The following is a 17,139-nucleotide window of genomic DNA, read 5'->3' on the forward strand; positions in this document are numbered from 1 at the left end:
CCGTTAGTCCTGTCGGCGGACGTAGACGAAGCCGAGTATCCCGAGGAGGCCGACGACGACGATGGCGATGAGACCGAGGGGGAGGCCGCCGCCCTCGGACTCCGTCACCTCGACGGGAACCTGGTACGTGTCGGAGATGACCGTCTCACCCTGACTGTCGTCGTACTGGAAGTCCATCTTCACGGGGTACGTCTTCGCCAGCGCACTCCCCGACGAACTCACCTCGAAGACGATGGTCTCCGACTCGCCGGGTTCGAGTTCGGCGATGAACGCCTCGGAGTTCGACGTGCTGAGCGGCGACTCGGTGTATATCTTCGCCGAGATGTCCGTCAGCACCTCCTCGCGGGTGTTCGTCACCTCGACGCGGAACTCGCCGGTTTCGCCCGCCGCGTACGTCGCGTTCACGGGCGACACCTCGAACTCGTCGGACTTCGGGCCGATGTCGGTGCGGACCTCGATGGCGTCGGAGGTGCGCTGGGTGTTGTCTTCGTCGCGGTAGTTCACGGTGAACCCGAACTGTCGGGGACCGCCGGCGGAGGCCGAGGAGACTTCCACCTCGAACTCGAAGTCGCGGGCCTCGCCCGGCGCGAGGTTGCCGACGGCGTACTCCGTCTCGACGGGCGTCACCGTCTGTCCGGACGGGTCGAACCGCAGGACGGCGTTCGTCACCGGTTCGTCGTCGGTGTTGACGAGAGTCCCGCTGAGCGTCCCCTCCTCGCCGACGCGGAGCGTGCTCTCGAGGTTCCGGATGGCGAAGCCGGACCCGCTCTCGTTGACCTCGACGGGCAGGTCCACGACGTCGCTCTGGACCTGGTCACCGTCGCCGTTACGGTAGTTGACCTGCACGCCGTACTGGCGCGGTCCGGGGTCGGCGGACTCCCCGACGCTCACCGTGAAGGAGAACTCGGTCGACTCGCCGGGTTCGAGCGACCCGGCGGCGTACTCCGTCTCGGTCGCCTGCGCGGTCTGACTGTTCGTCTGGAAGACGACGACGGCGTTGTGCGCCGTCAGCGGACCGGTGTTCGTGATGGTCCCCGTCACCTTCCCGCTGCCGCCGACGCGGAGCGAACTCTCCACCTCGGAGACGTCGAACGTCACCTCGGGGAGCGCCCGCATGCCGACGGTCAGCGCCGGACTCGTGCGGGCGTTGCCGGAGGCGTCCTTGTACGAGACGGTGCCTTCGAGCGAGTAGTTGCCGGGCTGGGCGGACTCGCCGAGTCGCACGTCGTACTGGAACGTCTGCTCTCCGCCCTTCTTCCAGTTCTCGACGAAGCGCGTCGCCTGCGCCCCGCCGCCGAGGCTCACGTCGTTGTTGCTCGACGCGAGCGTGAACGTGGCGTCGGAGGCGGCCTCCTCGCCGACGTTCTCCATCGTGACGTTGAGCGTCCCGCGGCCGTCGACGGTGGCCGTCGAGTTGGTGGCGGTGACGACGAACCGGGGACCGCTCTGGACCTTCACGGGCACTTCGAGCGAGCGGGTGATCTGTTTGGCGTCACCGCTCCCGGAGTCGAACTGGTACGTGACCGTTATCGGAATCCTGTACGTCCCGCTGTCGATGTCGGACGGGACCGACATCCGGAGCGTCTGCGTCGCCGGTTCGCCGCCGGGCAACTGCGGGACGTAGAGGTTCTCCGTCAGCACGTTTATCGGCGACTTGTCGCCGACGCGGACGCGGACGTTCCGCGCGGTGACCGTCTCGTCTTCGGCGCCGCCGGGGTCGTTCACGAGCTGGAAGTCGACGGTGTTCTCCGTCCCCGGTTGCACCGTCGGTTGCGGGACGATGACCTGGATGTCCGGGTTCGAAGTGAGCGCTGCGGCAGGAACGGCACTCGCGACGAGTGCGACGACCAAGAGGACTGTGAGTGACTTCCGTATCATGTGATGTGAGCGCCCGCCGTCGGAATCTGACCGGGCGCGGGCTGACCCGGTACTGTCGCTTCGTGTAGTCCGATTGACCGCCTAGAATATAAGGTGTTGTAAATTTCGACAAACAAACTCTGCGTTTGCGTTGTAGTAGAAATTTACAAACAGCCTCACGTCGACGATGCATACCGGGTCGAGAGGTGCGAGAGGACCGAGTCGACCACGTCCGGGTCGTACGTCCAGAACCCGCGGAACACGCCGGGGTCGCGTTCCTCCGCGAGGAGCGCGCACTTGGACTCGTCGTCGCCCGCGCCGTCGTAGACGACGAACCACGTCGCGGCAATCTCGTCGTCGTCGACGAGGTGGACGGTCACGCCGTCGGGGCGGGGCGCGTCCCGGTCCGGAACGGCGTAGGCGTGGATGTCGAGGTCCTTGCTCGCCAGGTCGCTGTACACCCGTTCCTGCGTGCCGAGCGTGGAGGCGCGCTGGAAGCCGGCGTGCAGCGAGCCCTGCCCGTACCGCCACGCCCGGTCCTCTATCTCGCGGGACGTGGCGGCCATCTGCGTCCCGTCGTACGAGGAGAACGTGGTCCGGTCGATTCGGCTCAGCACGTCTCGGAACTGCTCTTCGAACGCCTCGGTGGTGAGCGGCGTCGGCAGACCCGAGCAGTCGGTGCGGACGAACCCGCCGTCGCTGTCGGTGAGTTCCACGTGTCCCGACAGCGACTCGTCGGCGGTACGGCGTTCGACCGTCAGCGGGTACGGCGCGGCGTACTCCCGCAACTGTTCGACCAACTGGTCGGGCGCGGGGTCGTAGACGACGAGCGTCCGTCGTCGCTCCCTGACGGCCGTGATTATGTCCCGCAAACTCATCGATCACGTCAACCTATGCCGGTATCCCTAAAACCGTTTTGTGCGGTTCGGCCGGAGCGGTCCCGTCACGGAGAGAGCGCGTCGAGCACGATGGACGCCTCCACGTAGTCCCGTTCTTCCACCATCGGGTCGTCCCCGTAGTTCGCCACCGTCTCGCGCGCGTCGGCGCGGAGGCGCGACTCCAGTTCGGTCTGGTCGGGTTCCTCGCGGGTCCGAGAGGTGAACGCCTCGAAGTCCTCCCGGATGCTGAACGACGCCCGCGCGACGTTGCACCGCGAGAGCGGGTTCATGTCCATCTCGACGACGAGGTCACGGACGAGTTCCCAGTCGCTCTCGCAGAAGTGAATCGACACCTCGCCGACGATGTCGCGCCACGCGATGGGGCCGGAGTGCTTCATCATCGGCACCGCGCGCGGCGGCACGTCCACGCGGGCGACCGTCTCCGGGTCGTCACAGAGGCAGCACGGTTGCTCCGTCTTGCCCGTGTACATACTCGTGGTACGGGCGCGACGGATTAGTGCGTTCGCCTCCCGGCGACGGCGTCGGCGTCAGTTCCGGAGGCGTCGTCGGCAGGCGTCCACGAAGCCGTTGACGTCCACCTCGGCGTCGCGTTCGAGCGTGACGAGCACTTCGGCGTCGTCGCCGACGGAGAGTCGAACCAACAGCAGGTGTTCGTAGCCGCGGACGACGAACTGGTCCTCGCCCGTCGGCAGGTCCACCAGTTTCTCGTCCACCGTGGCGTCCCCCGCGCGGAGCGCGGCGATGAGGGTGGCGAGCGTTCGCTCGTCGTACCGGTCGCGCGCCGCCTCGTCGGCGACGAACACGTCCGAGTCGTCGCCGTCGCGCGCGACGACGAGTCGGACGTCGTCGGCGTGTTCCTCGCGAAGGTACTCGACGAGCGGTTCGTACGGGAACGCCCCCGCCTCGACGAAGGAGACGGAGACGGAGGCAGATTCGCCTTCCAGTCTGAGGAGCGCCTGCTTTCCATCGCGCGTCAGGCCGTAGAGCCGACCCTTCTGCTGTGACTCGGGAACGAGGAGTTCGACGACTCCCCGGTCGCGGAGTTCCGAGAGTGCCCGCGAGACGTGCGGTTGGGCCAAATCGAGCCTCGTCGCGATTTTCGACGGGAGTTCGGGGCCCTCCCGGTCGAGAAACTCACAGACGGACGCTCTGTACCGTGAGCTCGCGATGTACCCCGCGGTATCCCAGGATTCACTCATCGGTAGGGAAGTCCATTCAGCTATAGTCGGATACGAGCGCACCTATATTTTTCGAGAGATTGAGAGAAAATTCAGACGTTCGGCCAGACTCTCCGTTTGTGAGTACCCGGCAGAATCTTACCGTGCGGCCCGCGACCCGACGGGCCGCGAATCGAGGATGTCTCCCCTTCTCGAAACCACGTATCGTGCTGATACCGGAACTCACGACGACAGCACTCCGGTTCGACGGGCCCGGCGCGGGAGTCGCGTTCCTCCTCGGACGCCTCCTGTTCGGTCTGGTCCTCGCCTTCGTGGGCCTGAACCACCTGCTCGACGTCGACGACATGACCGGCTACGCGCAGGCGAAGGGGCTCCCGGCGGCGCGATTCACCGTCGTCGCCTCCGGCGTGATGCTCGGCGTCGGCGGCCTCGGCATCGCCGCGGGCGTCTACCCGTCAGTCGCCGCCGGCGACACGCCTATCGCGTTCGGCGGGTAACGCGAGACGATGACCCGACGGACCACGAGGCGACGGCGGACGCACCGACGGCAGACGAACCGACGGCGCGGGCGCGAGGTGCGGTGACGTGGACGGACCGCCCGACGCGTTCGGGTCGCCGTACCGCCTGCTCTCCGGTGCCGTCGTCCCCCGCCCCATCGCGTGGGTGAGCACCCGCGCGCCCGACGGGACGCGGAACCTCGCGCCGTACAGTTTCTCCAACGTGGTGACGCCGGACCCGCCGACGCTGCTGTTCTCCGCGTCTGGCACCGGCGACGACAGGAAGGACACCGCCCGCAACGCCGTCGAGACGGGCGAGTTCGTCTGGAACGTCGTCACCGCGGACGTGGCGGAGGCGATGAACGAGACGAGTGCGACGCTCCCGCCCGAAACGGACGAGTTCGAACGCGCCGGCGTGACGCCCGCCGCCGGCGTCGCCGTCGACGCGCCGCGCGTCGCGGAGGCGCGCGTCTCCTTCGAGTGTCGCCTCGCCGAGACGCTGGACGTCGGCGTCTTCACCGTCGTCCTCGGCGAAGTCGTCCACGCGCACGTGGACGAGTCCCTGCTCACGGACGGGAAGATGGACACGCGAAAACTGGACGCCGTCGGCCGGATGGCCGGCAGCGACTACGCCCGGACGACCGACCGGTTCTCGATGGAACGGCCGCCGTAGTCGGCCGTTCGCGCGGCCCCGACGGAGTCGACGCCGCCGGTTACCGCCGCCGTCGTCGACTGCTGCCGCCGTCCCCTGCCGACGCCTATCGTTCGGCGAGACGCGCAATCTTTCCGAGGGCGCGTCGGCAGACGACGGCGTACCCCGCGGCGAGAGGCGGTATCTCGAAGGCGACGCGGCACCGCTCCGGTCCGAGCGCTTCGACCCGGTGGCCCGTCGCCGGGACGCGCGCGACGGCCCACGTCCACCGGCGCGCGTCGGCGTCGAACGCCGTCACCTCGAACGGCACCCAGACGCCCGCGCCGGCGATTCGAACCTCGCCGGTCGCTCCCAGTCCGATTCGGTCCGGGCCGCGCACCGCCGTCACCGACGGCCCCCACTCGGGCCACAGACGCGTCTCGACCAGTACGTCCCACGCGTCCTCGGCGGGGGCGTCCACCGTTCTGGCGACGACGAGACGCCGACCGTCCGGCGTCCGTTCGACCGTCGTCTCGGTTCGTCTCACCCTTGGTAACGAGTCAGCCGCAGAATCCTTATACATATTGGTATGGTACAAAGTGTTATAATCATTTTCAGGAAAGCGTTAAGCCGTCGCTCGTGCCAGAGACTCACACGATGTCTGAGAACCCACGCAGCATGAAAGAAGTCAGCCACACACCGCCGACGGGCGACTCCGTGACGAACGTCTGGGACCGAGGGCTCGAATCGAAAGCCGCCGAATCCGACGAGCCGGCACCGGCAGACGACTGAACGCCTCCGCAGACGCGACGCCCACCGAGTCTTCTCCGCGCTCTCGACGCTGAGCCATCGGGACGTTTAACCCCGCGTCCCGCACGGGTACGACTATGAAGGCCACCGCCAAGGCACACCCGATTCAGGGGTTGGTGAAGTACCACGGGATGCGCGACGCCGAGTTGCGACTCCCCTACCACGACAGCATCAGCGTCTGCACGGCGCCGAGTCACACGCGAACCACCGTCGAGTTCGAACCCGACGCGTCCGAGGACACGTACGTCATCGGCGGCGAGGAGGTCACCGGCCGCGGGGCCGAACGCATCGACGCCGTCGTCGACCACGTCCGAACGCTCGCCGACTTCGACCACGCGGTCCGGCTCGAGTCGGAGAACTCCTTCCCCTCGAACATCGGCTTCGGTTCCTCGTCGTCGGGGTTCGCCGCCGCCGCGATGGCCCTCGCCGAGGCGGCCGGACTGGAGCTGACCCGCCCCGAGATTTCGACCATCGCCCGCCGCGGGTCCTCCTCGGCCGCCCGCGCCGTCACCGGCGCGTTCTCGCACCTCTACTCCGGCATGAACGACGAGGACTGCCGCTCCGAGCGCATCGAGTCCGAGTTGGAGGACGACCTGCGCATCGTCGCCGCGCACGTCCCCGCCTACAAGGAGACCGAACAGGCCCACGAGGAGGCCGCCGAGAGCCACATGTTCCAGGCCCGGATGGCCCACGTCCACCACCAGTTGGACGAGATGCGCGACGCCCTCCACGCGGCGGACTTCGACCGCGCGTTCGAACTCGCCGAGCACGACTCCCTGTCGCTGACGGCGACGACGATGACGGGTCCCGCGGGGTGGGTGTACTGGCAGCCGAAGACCATCGCCGTGTTCAACGCCGTCAGCGAACTCCGCGAGGAGACGGAGATACCGGTCTACTTCTCCACCGACACGGGCGCGAGCGTCTACGTCAACACGACGGCCGAACACGCCGACCGGGTCGAGGACGCCGTCGCGGCCTGCGATGTCGACACCGACGTCTGGAGCGTCGGCGGCCCCGCCGAGGTACTCGACGAGTCCGAAGCGCTGTTCTGAAACCGGCGGCGTCGAAACCCCACACGCTCTTTGCTCCCTGCGCCTACCATCCGGTATGCGCGTGCTGGTACTCGGTGCGGGGTACGCCGGTGTGACGCTCGCCCGTCGGCTCGAATCCTGCCTCCCGGCCGAGGCGGAACTCGTCGTCGTGGACGAATCCGACAGCCACCTCGTCCAACACGAGGTTCACCGCGTGATTCGGCACCCGAGTCTCGCCGAGACGATTCGAGTCCCGCTCGGACAACTGTTCGACCGCGCGGAGGTTCGCGTCGCCCGCGTCGAGGGTATCGACCGCGAGGCGCGGACGGTGCACCTCGACGGCGGGACGACGCTGGACTACGACTACGCCGCCGTCTGTCTCGGCTCCGCGACGGCCTACTACGGACTGCCCGGGGTCGAGGAGTACTCCCTGCCGCTGAAGTCCGTCGCCGACGCGGAGGCCATCCGCGAGTCGTTCCTCGCGGCCGCCGCGGCGAACGACGCCGTGAACGTCGTCGTCGGCGGGGCGGGTCTCTCCGGCGTCCAGACGGCCGGCGAACTCGCCGCGTTGGCGGACGAAGAGGACGTGACGGCGAGCATCACCGTCGTCGAGCAGTTGGAGGACGTCGCGCCGAACTTCCCGCGGAACTTCCGCGAGGCGGTCCGCGACGAACTCGAGGCGCGGTGCATCGACGTTCGGACCGGCACGACGGTCCAGCGCGCGACGGCGGAGGCGGTGGAGACGGACGCCGGCACGTTCGCCTACGACACGTTCGTCTGGACCGGCGGCATCGCCGGACAGGCCGCGATGGCGGGCGACCGACCGACGGTCCGGAGCGACCTGCGACTCGACGCCCGCACGTTCGTCGTCGGCGACGCCGCGCGCATCGTGGACGCCGACGGGGAGGCGGTCCCCGCCTCCGCGTCCGCCGCCCTCCGCGAGGCGAACACGGTGGCGAAGAACGTCGCCAGACTCGTCAGACACGAGACGGACGCCGACCCCGACGACTTCGCCCCTCGGATGGAGCCGTACCGCTTCGACGTGCCCGGGTGGATAGTGAGCGTCGGCGACGGCGCGGTGGCCCAACTCGGACCCACCGTCGTCACCGGAAGCGCGGCGAAGGCGATGAAGGCGTCCGTCGGCGCGGGCCACCTCGGGTCGGTCGGGGCGGTGAAGAACGCCGTCGAACTGGTCGAAGAGGAGTTGAGCGGGTAGTCGGCAGTGGCGGGCGAACGGTCGGGGACGGAGCGGGAACGCTCGACGTCGGAGGACGGCCGGCCGAACGCGGGACGCGAACGCGCCGCGCCCGCCGACGACCGACTGTTTCGACTCACGACGGCCGGGTTCGGCGCGGCCGCGGTGCTCCACGCCGCGTGGGCGTGGGGCGTCGCGCCCGCGATACGGTTCGCCGCCGTCGCCGTCGTCGCCGCGTTCGTCGCCGAAGTCGCGGTTATTCGACTCGGACTGCTGGAACACCACACCGAGCCGAAACTGCTCGACGTGCCCGTCGTCGCCCTCCTCGGCTGGGTCGGCGCGATATACCTCTCGTACTCGCTTGTCGAGTTCGTCGTCGCCGGGGCGGTTCGGCCCGTCGCCGCCGGACTCCTCGCCACCGCTCTCGACCTCCTCACCGACCCGAACGGCGTCGAAAACGGCTTCTGGACGTACCCCGAGTCGCGCCTCTCGACGCCTCGCTACCGCGACGTGCCGTGGTGGAACTTCGTCGGTTGGTTCGTCCTGACGACGCTGGTCGCCGCCGTCGGCGCGCCCTGACCGAACTCACCGACTCCCGCGCGCCGCCTCGACGACGGCGCGGACGCGGGACTCCGACACGGGGGCCGTCGTCTCGCCGCCCTCCTTCAATGCGGTGCCGACGACGACGCCGTCGGCGCGGTCGAGCGTCTCGGCCACCGTCTCGGCGGTCACGCCGCTTCCGACGAGTGCGGGGACGCCCGCCTCTCGCGCCGCCCGCGCGACGGTGTAGAGGTCCGAGTCGTCCGTCGGCGCGCCGGTGCCCGGCCCGGAGACGACGACGCCGTCGGCGAGTCCGCGCCCGACGACTTCCTCGACCGCCGTCTTCAGGGGCGTCTCCGGACCGAGCGGTGCGGAGTGTTTCACGCCCACGTCGGCGAAGACGGCCACGTCGGCGTCGAGTCGGTCGCGCAGGCGCATCGTCTCGTGGGCGCGGCCCGTCACGACGCCCTGGTCCGTGACCCGCGCGCCGACGTGGACGTTGACGCGCACGAACGACGCCTCGGTCGCCGCCGCGACGGCGAGGGCCGCCTCGGCGTCGTTCCGGAGGACGTTGACGCCGACGGGGACGGACACCTCGCGGGCGACGGCGTCCACGAGGGTGGTCATCGACGCGACGGTGTGCTTCGGGACGTCGTCGGGGTAGAACGGGGCGTCGCCGAAGTTCTCGACCACGACCGCGTCCACGCCGCCCGCGTCGAGTGCGGCGGCGTCGTCGAGTGCGGCGTCGCGGACGGCGTCCAGGCCGCCTGCGGCGTCGTGGTTCGGCGCGCCGGGGAGGGGGTCGAGGTGGACCATCCCGACGACGGCGTTCTCGGGGAGCGTTTGTGCGGACATACCCGTGGGTCGCCGAGTCGGGACAAAAACGCACGGACTCGACGCGGCGGACGCGCGGTGCGTCAGTTGAACACGCGGGACCCGGAGGCGAGGGCGTTCTCGACAAGCGTCCCGTGCGCGCGGCGGAGTCGTTCCGAGAGCGCCTGATGCGTGATGCCGAGTTCGGCGGCGAGTTCGGAGCAGTCGGTGTCGCGCGGCACGTCGTAGAATCCCCGGTCGAGACCGGTGATGAGGGCCGCGTACTGCGCCTCCGAGAGGCCGAACGAACGGGAGGCGTCGTCGGCGTCGAGGCGGCGGATGCCGTCGAGTTCCACCTCGACGCCGTGGTCGGCGAGGAAGTCGAACGTCACGTCGAGGCAGTCGCGGTCCGGGGCGAGGAGGCGGAGTCGCCAGGTCCCCTCGGTTCCCCGGACCGACAGCACCGTCGCGTCCGTCCTGACGACCGACCCGAGGAGGAGTTCGACCGTCTCGGCCCACTCGACGCGGAACAGACCCCCGTCGTCGATGCGCGACAGACAGGTCGCCTCGCGGACCGAGTCGTCGTCCGCGAACGCCGACAACACGGTGTCGGGGTCGGCGCCCGTCACGGCGAGGAACGGGAACGGGTCGTCCGGGCCGTGAGCGACCACCGGGGGCACCTCGACGGCCAGCGTCGGAACTGCACGGAACGCCTCGTCGAGGAGGAACTCCGTCGCGTCGGCCCGTAGCGTGGCGATGCTCGTCACGCCGGGTCGTACGGACGGCCCCGATTTGAAGGCGGTGGCCGCTCCGAAACCCGTCGGTGCGTTCGGTACGTCCGTCGAGAACGGAGAGCGAGTCGAGTGAGATGCCCGGAGTCAGCGGAGAGATAGACCCCTCTGCTGTCGGGGGGTGCCTCGGGAGTGCCCGGCAGCAGCATCGTGTGATTGCGGCGTCGTCGTCGCCGGTATTCTGCCTGCGAGTGCAGGTTTCTTTATCTGGTCTCTGCTCACGGAAACCCTGCACTCGCAGGCAAGAGACGCGTAACCGTTCCGGGAGACCACCCGGTACGATGACCGCAGACAGCGACACCGACGACGGAGAGCGAGTGCTCACCGACCGCGAGGAGATACAGGCGTGGGCCGAAGAGACGGGGGCGCACCCCGTCGTCTCCGCGACGTCCGAGGGCGCGTTGAACCTCCAGTTCACCGACGACGACGACAGCGAGGGGCGCGAACTCGACTGGGAGTCGTTCTTCTCGCTGTACGAGTCCTCGGACGTGGCGTTCGTCGTCGACGACGACGGCGGCCGCGACCGCTTCGTGGACCGGGCGCGCATGCCCGGCGCGGGAGACGAGGACGAGGTCCACCCCGACGGCGACCGCCGCGACGTCGACGCCGTGGACCGCGAGACCGACCAGATGGAACGCGAGGCGCAGGAGATAAACAACCCCGACAACCACCGCGACGAGGAACCGTTCCAGAGTTAAGCCGTCTCGCCGCACCGAACGCGTCGGAAGCACCGATTCGCCGCCGCTCGTTCTCGCGACGACCGTTCGTCCGCGTTCTCCGACCCCCGGGACGCCGTCAGCCGTCTTCGACGGCCGCGCCGTCAGTCGTCTTCGGCATCCGCACTACCGTCGCCTTCGGCGTCTCCGCCGCCGTCCGCCTCGTCGGCGACCACGTCCCCCGTCTCACGTCCCCCGTCGGCGAGGGCGTGCGGCCGGGAGAGGTCCTGTGACATCCGGTCTTCGAACCACTGCCACTCGCGGGAGAACTGCCCCGTCTCCTTCAGGTTCCACGGGTCCGGGTCGCGGACGACGCCGCCGGTCCGGAACGAGTTCACCATGTTGAACAGCCAGATGCCGACGCTCACCGCGAGGACGAACGCGCCGACGGTGGCCACCTGCTGGAGGAGGGTGAACTCGGCGGGGTAGCCCGCCGACCGGCGGGGCAGACCCATCAGGCCGACGAGGAACAGGGGGAAGAACGTCAGCATCACGCCGCCGATGCTGAGGACGGAGTGGACGGTGGCGAGGCGGCGGTCGTACATCCGGCCGGTGAGGAGCGGGTACCAGTAGTACGACGCCGCGAACATCGAGAACGCGATGATGCCGACGACGATGAAGTGGAAGTGCGCGACGATGTAGTAAGTGCCGTGGAGGACGAGGTCCACGGGGATGGACGCGAGGAAGATGCCGGTGACGCCGCCGACGACGAACAGGCCGATGCCGCCGATGAGGAACTGCATCGGCGCTTCGAGTCGCACGCTCCCGTTCCACAGCGTCGCCATCCAGTTGAACGTCTTGACGGCGCTCGGAACCGCGATTGCGATGGAGACGGCCATGAACGAGGCGCGGAGGCGCGGGTCGATACCCGTCGCGAACATGTGGTGCGCCCAGACGCCGAACGACAGCACGCCGATGGCCAGCGTCGAGTAGACGATGAACTTGAACCCGAACAGTCGTCGCCCCGCGAACTTCGGGAGAATCTGGCTCGTCAGCCCGAACGCCGGGAGGACGAGGATGTACACCTCGGGGTGGCCGAAGAACCAGAACAGATGTTGCCAGAGGATGGGGCCGCCGGCCTCGACGGCGAAGAACGTCGTCCCGAAGTTGCGGTCGAGCAGCAGCATCAGTAGCGCGCTGCCGAGGAGGGGGAACGCGAACAGGATGATACCGCTCGTGGTCAGGAGCGACCACGAGAAGATGTCCAGGTTGGACCACCCCACGTCCTCGCCGCGTTCGGTGAAGATGGTCACGATGATGTTTACCGCCCCCATGACGGTGGCGAGTCCGGAGAGGTGGAGGCCGAGGATGAGCAGGTCCACCTGCGGGTTCGCCAACTGGACCGCCCGCGGGACGTACAGCGTCCACCCGGGCGTCGGCGGTTCGAGGGCGTAGAGGAACTCGATGCGCGGGCCGACGGCGTCTATCATCTTCGCCAGCACCTCCGTCAGGAGGCCGGCCCGGACGAGGACGAACGACGGCGGCAGGAGCCAAAAGGCGATGGCGTTGATGCGCGGGAACGCCATGTCGTCGGCGTCGACCATGATGGGGAGGAAGTAGTTCGCCAGCCCGGTGAACACGGGCGTCACGAAGAAGAACAGCATCGTCAGCCCGTGCGTGGTAAAGAGGGCGTTGTACGTGTCGGCGTCCCACACGTCCGTCGTCGGGGTGAACAGTTCGGTGCGAATCATCATCGCGTCGGTCGCACCCCACAGGCCGGCGGCGAGTCCGAAGATGACGTAGAGGATGCCGATGTCCTTGTGGTCGACGCTCGTCACCCAGCGCATCAGGCCGTACGGTTTGCTGGTCTTGTGTTCGCGGCCGTACAGCGTTCCGACGACGGAGGAGAGGCGGCCGCCGTCGGCGGCGGACTCCTCGGGTTGCCGTTCGCCCCCGTCCGGGCGTCGGTCGGCGTCTCGGGCGCGTGCGTCGTCCGCGCCGCGGCGTTCGCCGCCGTCGGTCCTGAGCGAGACGGCGTCGCTGAGCGATTCGACTCGAGCGGCGTCGGTCGTCTCGCGGCGGCGCCAGCAGACCCACCCACCGAGGAGGGCGCAGACGGCCGCGAGGAGGGTGACGAGCGGCAGAGACATTATCGAACTGAGCGCGAGGCGCGCACGAGAGCGACTTGGGACGGTCCCCCCATAAGTGCGAAGGCCGTTCCCAGTTTCCGCAAGTGGTACGATTTCTTACCAATCGGAGCGGCGACGAGATGGAGACGGCGCGGGGGATGCCGATTCCGGACCGGCGACGAACTGCTACCGCGACGAGAGGTCGGGGTCGTCGCCGAACGTCTCGCGCGACGGCGTCCGGCCGGTCAGGCGGGCGTAGACGGCACCGGTGACGTAGCCGTACGCGAGGTGGGCGACGAGCGTCAGGCCGGTGAACGCGAACACGATGGCGCCCGTGAGTTCGCCGCGGCCGACGACGACGAACGGCACCCACAGAATCGCGCCCACGCCCATCGCCTTTATGGCCGGGTCGCCGCCGGGAATCGTCTCCTCGACGGCGACGAACAGCAACGGCCACGCGACGGTCCCCGCGGCGACGAACAGGAGGAAGCCGACGGTGGTGCTGCCGGGGACGCCGACGAACCGGGCGACGACCTCGAACATCCCGATTTGCGAGCGAGTCTCGACTTCGAACAGAAGGAGTAGAACGGTCAGCACGGCTGTTCCGGAGAATCCTCCGGCGACTGCGGCGAGTGGCCTGTTCATGTCAGACTGGTTCGGGGAACCGGCGAATAAGCCTGACGGCGTTGGCGGCGACGCGCGGCGTCTCGCTTCGTCGTCGTTCGCCGGGGCGACAGCCCCCGTGGCGCGCCGCGTCGCGTCCGGCGCGGCCCCCTCACAGGAAGAACGTGAGGACGGCGAGCACGAGGAACACCACCACGAGGAGGCGGGCGGCGCTCATCGAGAGGCCGGCGACGCCCCGGAAGCCGGCGAGGCCCGCCAGGATGGCGAGGACGATGAACGCGATAGCGAGCGTCAGCAGTCCGCCCGACTGCAGGGGGACCGCGACGGCGGACGAGGCGACTGCGACTCCGGCGGCGAGTGCTGTGAGCGCTGGCATAGTTACACAGAGACTCGTCTCGCACATAACCGTTGTAGCCGTTCGACAGACCGTCTCCCAACCCGACAGTTGCGACGATTGATACCGGCCGTCCTCGTACGCCGGGCCGTGTCTCGTGTCGAGTCCGTCGTTCGGGTGACGAAAGCCGTCGTCGCGGTCAGTCGCGAGAAGAACGTGACGACGCTCGCGGCGAGCCTCGCCTACTACGTCTTCAACGCGTTCGTCCCGACGGTGTTCTTGCTCGTCGTCGGCGTCGCCACGTTCGGGCCCGCCGAGAGCATCGTCGGCGGCTTGACTGCGCTCGTGGAGGTGGACCAGGCGCAACTCGAACGTGTGATGGAGATGATCGGTGCGAACACCTCCGCCCGTCTCCGCGCCCTGTCGCTGGCCGTCGCCATCGTGGTGTGGAGTTCGCTGAAGAGCCTGCGGTCCATCCAGGACACGTTCGCCGAGGTGTACGGCACGCGGCGGCACACGTCGTTCTGGGGCCGCCTCCGCGACACCGGACTCGTCTTCGTCGGCACGACGACGGGGCTCATCGCCGTCTCGTTCGTCTCCATCGCCCTCTCGGTGGCGCTCCCGGTCGGCTGGCTGTCCGTCGCCAGCGTGGTGCTCATCTTCGGGTCGCTCCTCCTCGTCTTCCTCCCGATGTACTACCTGTTTCCCGCCGTCGAGCAACCGCTCGGCGACGTGCTCCCGGGTGCGCTCCTCGCCGCCGCCGCGTGGACCGTCTCGGGCGTCGTCTTCCGCGTCTACGTCACGCTCTCGGAGAGCGTCCAACTGTACGGCGTCGCCGGCGTCGCGCTCATCTTCCTCTCGTGGCTCTACTTCGGCGGACTGGCCATTCTCGTCGGCGTCGTCGTCAACGCCGTCCTCACGGGGCGCGTGGACGCCGACGCCGACTGGCTGCCGAGCGTCCCGGACCTGCCGAACTCCACCGACGAAGAGGAGGGCGAACTGCGTTCTTGAACGCGCTCCGCCGCGAGTCGGGTCGCCGCGGGCGTCGACTGGTACGGTGCGCTCCCGCCGTCGGTCCGAGATTCGACGGGTATATCATCGGCTGGTGAGTGACACGACACGATACGATGTCGGCCGTTCTCGGGTCGCACCCCGTCGCTCTCGCGGAGGCGTCGGACCGTGGTTGACCTCGAACTCGACGGCGTGACGAAGACGTACGCCGGCGCGGCGGCGCTTCGAGACGTCTCGCTGTCGATATCCGAGGGTGAGTTCTTCACGCTCGTCGGCCCCTCCGGATGCGGGAAGACGACGACGCTCCGCCTCGTCGCCGGGTTGGAGACGCCCACGGAGGGCGTCGTCCGCTTCGACGGAACGGACGTGAGCGGGGTGCCGACGGAGGACCGCGACGTGGGCGTGGTGTTCCAGAACTACGCGCTCTTCCCCCACATGACCGTCCGCGAGAACGTCGCCTACGGCCTCAAGTTCGGCGGTCCACCCGCGGGGACGACGGTTGACGAACGCGTCGGAGACCTGTTGGAGATGATGGACATCGCCGGGATGGGCGACCGCGACCCGGACAACCTCTCGGGCGGCCAACAGCAGCGCGTCGCCCTCGCGCGCGCCCTCGCCCCGGAACCGGACGTCCTCCTCCTCGACGAACCGATGAGTGCGCTGGACGCCCGCCTCCGCGAGCAACTCCGCCGGAGCGTCAAGCGCGTGCAGAAGGAACTCGGCGTGACGACGCTGTACGTCACGCACGACCAGGAGGAGGCGCTGGCCGTCTCCGACCGCGTGGCCGTGATGAACGGCGGCCGGGTCGAACAGGTCGGCACGCCGCAGGACGTCTACCGCCGCCCGGAGACGGAGTTCGTCGCCACGTTCGTCGGCGACAATAACGTCTTCGAGGGGACGGTCCGCGACGCGTCCGGCGACCGAACGGTCGTCCGCGTCGCCGACGCCGAGTTCGAACTCCCGCCGACGGACGCCGACGCGGGCGAGACGGTTCGGTTCTGCGTCCGTCCCGAACATCTCTCGATTGCCGAGGCGACCGGGGCGACGGCCTCGGAGGGGGCGACGGCCGCGAACCGACTCGCCGTCGAGGTGGAGACGGCGGAGTTCCTCGGCGACACGACGCGCCTGCACTGCCGGTGGGCGGGGCGGACCGTCGTCGTCAAGACGGGGTCGGTGCCGGAGGCGGCGCGCCTCGAACTCGGGTTCGCTCCGGAGTCGGTGACGGTGCTGTGAGCGTCCGAAAGCGACATGGCCGCGACGGGCGGAGGTGAGAGACGATGATAACGCTGTCTTCGGACTTCGGGACGCCCTACCCCGCCGCGATGAAGGGCGTGTTGCTCCGCCGGACGGACGCCCGACTGGTGGACGTCGCCCACGACTTCCCCCGGCAGGACGTCCGCGCGACGGCGTTCTGGCTCCGGGAGGTGCTCCCGTACTTCCCGGCGGCGACGCACCTCGTGGTCGTCGACCCCGGCGTCGGCACCGACCGCGCCGCAATCGTCGTCGAGGCGGCCGGGCACACGTTCGTCGCGCCCGACAACGGCGTCGTGCTACCCGCCGTCCGCGAACTCGCGGGCGACGACTTCGACGTGTACGACGTGGCCTACGACGACGTGGCGAGCAACACGTTCCACGGCCGCGACGTGTTCGCGCCGGCCGCCGCGGACGTCCACGACGCGCCCGCGGTGACGGCGATAGAACGCGTCACGCCCGCCGCGGAGTTCGTCGACCTCACGTTCCCGACGGCGACGGTGGACGGCGACCGAGCGACGGGGGAGGTCCTCGTCGTCGACGACTTCGGCAACGCAGTCACCAACGTCCCCGGTGAGTTCCTCGACGGTGCGGACCGCGTCGCGGTGAACGGCGAGTCCGCGCCCGTCGCCCGCGCCTACGCCGCCGTCGACCACGGCGACCGACTCGTCACGGTCGGCAGTCACGGCAACGTCGAGTTCGCGGTGAACCGCGGGCGCGGCGACGACGCGTTCGGACTGGCCGTCGGCGACGCGGTGACGGTCGAACGGCGATGAAGGGGTGGCGGTCGAACGGCGATGAAGGGGTGGCGGTCGAACGGCGATGAAGGGGTGACGGTCGAACGGCGATAGCCGTCGCGGGGCCACCCTCCGACCCCGCCGCATCGGGCCGT

At 69.0% G+C, this 17,139-nt stretch carries 19 protein-coding genes and 1 pseudogene; 10 read left to right on the forward strand and 10 right to left on the reverse strand.

Annotated features, from left to right (window positions below; translation table 11 throughout):
• Positions 1-3: 3 nt before the first annotated feature.
• From BM310_RS08860 to BM310_RS08875, 4 genes are all read right to left on the reverse strand, one after another.
• Positions 4-1,878 carry a COG1361 S-layer family protein gene (locus tag BM310_RS08860; protein WP_089806605.1) on the reverse strand — a complete coding sequence of 625 codons (1,875 nt, stop codon included), beginning with the start codon at positions 1,876-1,878 and terminating at the stop codon, positions 4-6.
• Positions 1,879-2,033: 155 nt separating this feature from the next.
• Complete coding sequence (locus BM310_RS08865; RefSeq protein ID WP_089806606.1) at positions 2,034-2,735, reverse strand: DICT sensory domain-containing protein; 702 nt, start codon at positions 2,733-2,735, stop codon at positions 2,034-2,036.
• A 65-nt stretch (positions 2,736-2,800) separates the two neighbouring features.
• On the reverse strand, positions 2,801-3,226 hold the full coding sequence (locus tag BM310_RS08870) for a hypothetical protein (RefSeq protein WP_089806608.1): 426 nt from the start codon (positions 3,224-3,226) through the stop codon (positions 2,801-2,803).
• A 57-nt stretch (positions 3,227-3,283) separates the two neighbouring features.
• Complete coding sequence (locus BM310_RS08875; RefSeq protein WP_089806609.1) at positions 3,284-3,955, reverse strand: phenylalanine--tRNA ligase subunit alpha; 672 nt, start codon at positions 3,953-3,955, stop codon at positions 3,284-3,286.
• Positions 3,956-4,143: 188 nt separating this feature from the next.
• On the opposite strand from BM310_RS08875, the pseudogene BM310_RS08880 reads away from it, so the two are divergent.
• Together BM310_RS08880 and BM310_RS08885 are read left to right on the forward strand one after the other, a co-directional pair.
• A pseudogene (locus BM310_RS08880) lies at positions 4,144-4,404 on the forward strand (DoxX family membrane protein); the annotation flags it as partial.
• 115 nt (positions 4,405-4,519) lie between these two features.
• Entirely contained in the window at positions 4,520-5,104 is a 585-nt protein-coding gene (locus BM310_RS08885; protein ID WP_089806611.1) for a flavin reductase family protein, read from the forward strand.
• Positions 5,105-5,189: 85 nt separating this feature from the next.
• Here the strand turns inward: BM310_RS08885 and BM310_RS08890 are convergent, their stop codons facing one another.
• On the reverse strand, positions 5,190-5,609 hold the full coding sequence (locus tag BM310_RS08890; RefSeq protein WP_245778452.1) for an SRPBCC family protein: 420 nt from the start codon (positions 5,607-5,609) through the stop codon (positions 5,190-5,192).
• 110 nt (positions 5,610-5,719) lie between these two features.
• On the opposite strand from BM310_RS08890, the gene BM310_RS21845 reads away from it, so the two are divergent.
• From BM310_RS21845 to BM310_RS08905, 4 genes are all read left to right on the forward strand, one after another.
• Entirely contained in the window at positions 5,720-5,854 is a 135-nt protein-coding gene (locus BM310_RS21845) for a hypothetical protein (RefSeq protein WP_281246520.1), read from the forward strand.
• A gap of 95 nt (positions 5,855-5,949) precedes the next feature.
• Positions 5,950-6,924, forward strand: coding sequence for a phosphomevalonate decarboxylase MvaD (mvaD, locus tag BM310_RS08895; RefSeq protein ID WP_089806615.1), 975 nt, complete (start codon positions 5,950-5,952; stop codon positions 6,922-6,924).
• A 55-nt stretch (positions 6,925-6,979) separates the two neighbouring features.
• On the forward strand, positions 6,980-8,119 hold the full coding sequence (locus tag BM310_RS08900) for an NAD(P)/FAD-dependent oxidoreductase (RefSeq protein WP_089806617.1): 1,140 nt from the start codon (positions 6,980-6,982) through the stop codon (positions 8,117-8,119).
• Between the two features lie 6 nt (positions 8,120-8,125).
• Positions 8,126-8,677 (forward strand): carotenoid biosynthesis protein, encoded by a 552-nt coding sequence (locus tag BM310_RS08905; protein WP_089806619.1) that lies wholly within the window; start codon positions 8,126-8,128, stop codon positions 8,675-8,677.
• A 6-nt stretch (positions 8,678-8,683) separates the two neighbouring features.
• On the opposite strand, the gene BM310_RS08910 is transcribed toward BM310_RS08905, so the two are convergent.
• Both BM310_RS08910 and BM310_RS08915 read right to left on the reverse strand, forming a co-directional pair.
• Positions 8,684-9,493, reverse strand: a complete 810-nt coding sequence (locus BM310_RS08910) for a BtpA/SgcQ family protein (RefSeq protein WP_089806621.1) — start codon at positions 9,491-9,493, stop codon at positions 8,684-8,686.
• A gap of 62 nt (positions 9,494-9,555) precedes the next feature.
• A complete protein-coding gene (locus tag BM310_RS08915) occupies positions 9,556-10,218 on the reverse strand; it encodes a helix-turn-helix domain-containing protein (protein ID WP_089806623.1) in 663 nt (220 codons plus the stop codon).
• Between the two features lie 305 nt (positions 10,219-10,523).
• On the opposite strand from BM310_RS08915, the gene BM310_RS08920 reads away from it, so the two are divergent.
• Positions 10,524-10,940 carry a hypothetical protein gene (locus BM310_RS08920; RefSeq protein ID WP_089806624.1) on the forward strand — a complete coding sequence of 139 codons (417 nt, stop codon included), beginning with the start codon at positions 10,524-10,526 and terminating at the stop codon, positions 10,938-10,940.
• Between the two features lie 122 nt (positions 10,941-11,062).
• Here the strand turns inward: BM310_RS08920 and BM310_RS08925 are convergent, their stop codons facing one another.
• From BM310_RS08925 to BM310_RS21355, 3 genes are all read right to left on the reverse strand, one after another.
• Positions 11,063-13,048, reverse strand: coding sequence for a cbb3-type cytochrome c oxidase subunit I (locus BM310_RS08925; RefSeq protein WP_089806626.1), 1,986 nt, complete (start codon positions 13,046-13,048; stop codon positions 11,063-11,065).
• Positions 13,049-13,213: 165 nt separating this feature from the next.
• On the reverse strand, positions 13,214-13,672 hold the full coding sequence (locus BM310_RS08930) for a DUF6789 family protein (protein WP_089806628.1): 459 nt from the start codon (positions 13,670-13,672) through the stop codon (positions 13,214-13,216).
• 130 nt (positions 13,673-13,802) lie between these two features.
• Positions 13,803-14,027 carry a DUF1328 family protein gene (locus BM310_RS21355; protein WP_177232565.1) on the reverse strand — a complete coding sequence of 75 codons (225 nt, stop codon included), beginning with the start codon at positions 14,025-14,027 and terminating at the stop codon, positions 13,803-13,805.
• Between the two features lie 108 nt (positions 14,028-14,135).
• Between BM310_RS21355 and BM310_RS08935 the strand changes: the two genes are divergently transcribed.
• The 3 genes from BM310_RS08935 (at position 14,136) to BM310_RS08945 (ending at position 17,023) form a co-directional block, all read left to right on the forward strand.
• On the forward strand, positions 14,136-14,996 hold the full coding sequence (locus BM310_RS08935; protein ID WP_177232566.1) for a YihY/virulence factor BrkB family protein: 861 nt from the start codon (positions 14,136-14,138) through the stop codon (positions 14,994-14,996).
• Between the two features lie 168 nt (positions 14,997-15,164).
• Positions 15,165-16,229 carry an ABC transporter ATP-binding protein gene (locus BM310_RS08940; protein WP_089806632.1) on the forward strand — a complete coding sequence of 355 codons (1,065 nt, stop codon included), beginning with the start codon at positions 15,165-15,167 and terminating at the stop codon, positions 16,227-16,229.
• A 44-nt stretch (positions 16,230-16,273) separates the two neighbouring features.
• Positions 16,274-17,023 carry an SAM hydrolase/SAM-dependent halogenase family protein gene (locus BM310_RS08945; protein ID WP_089806634.1) on the forward strand — a complete coding sequence of 250 codons (750 nt, stop codon included), beginning with the start codon at positions 16,274-16,276 and terminating at the stop codon, positions 17,021-17,023.
• The last annotated feature ends 116 nt before the right edge of the window (positions 17,024-17,139 follow it).

The sequence above is a fragment of the Halogeometricum rufum genome, assembly GCF_900112175.1.
Taxonomy (GTDB): Archaea; Halobacteriota; Halobacteria; order Halobacteriales; family Haloferacaceae; genus Halogeometricum; species Halogeometricum rufum.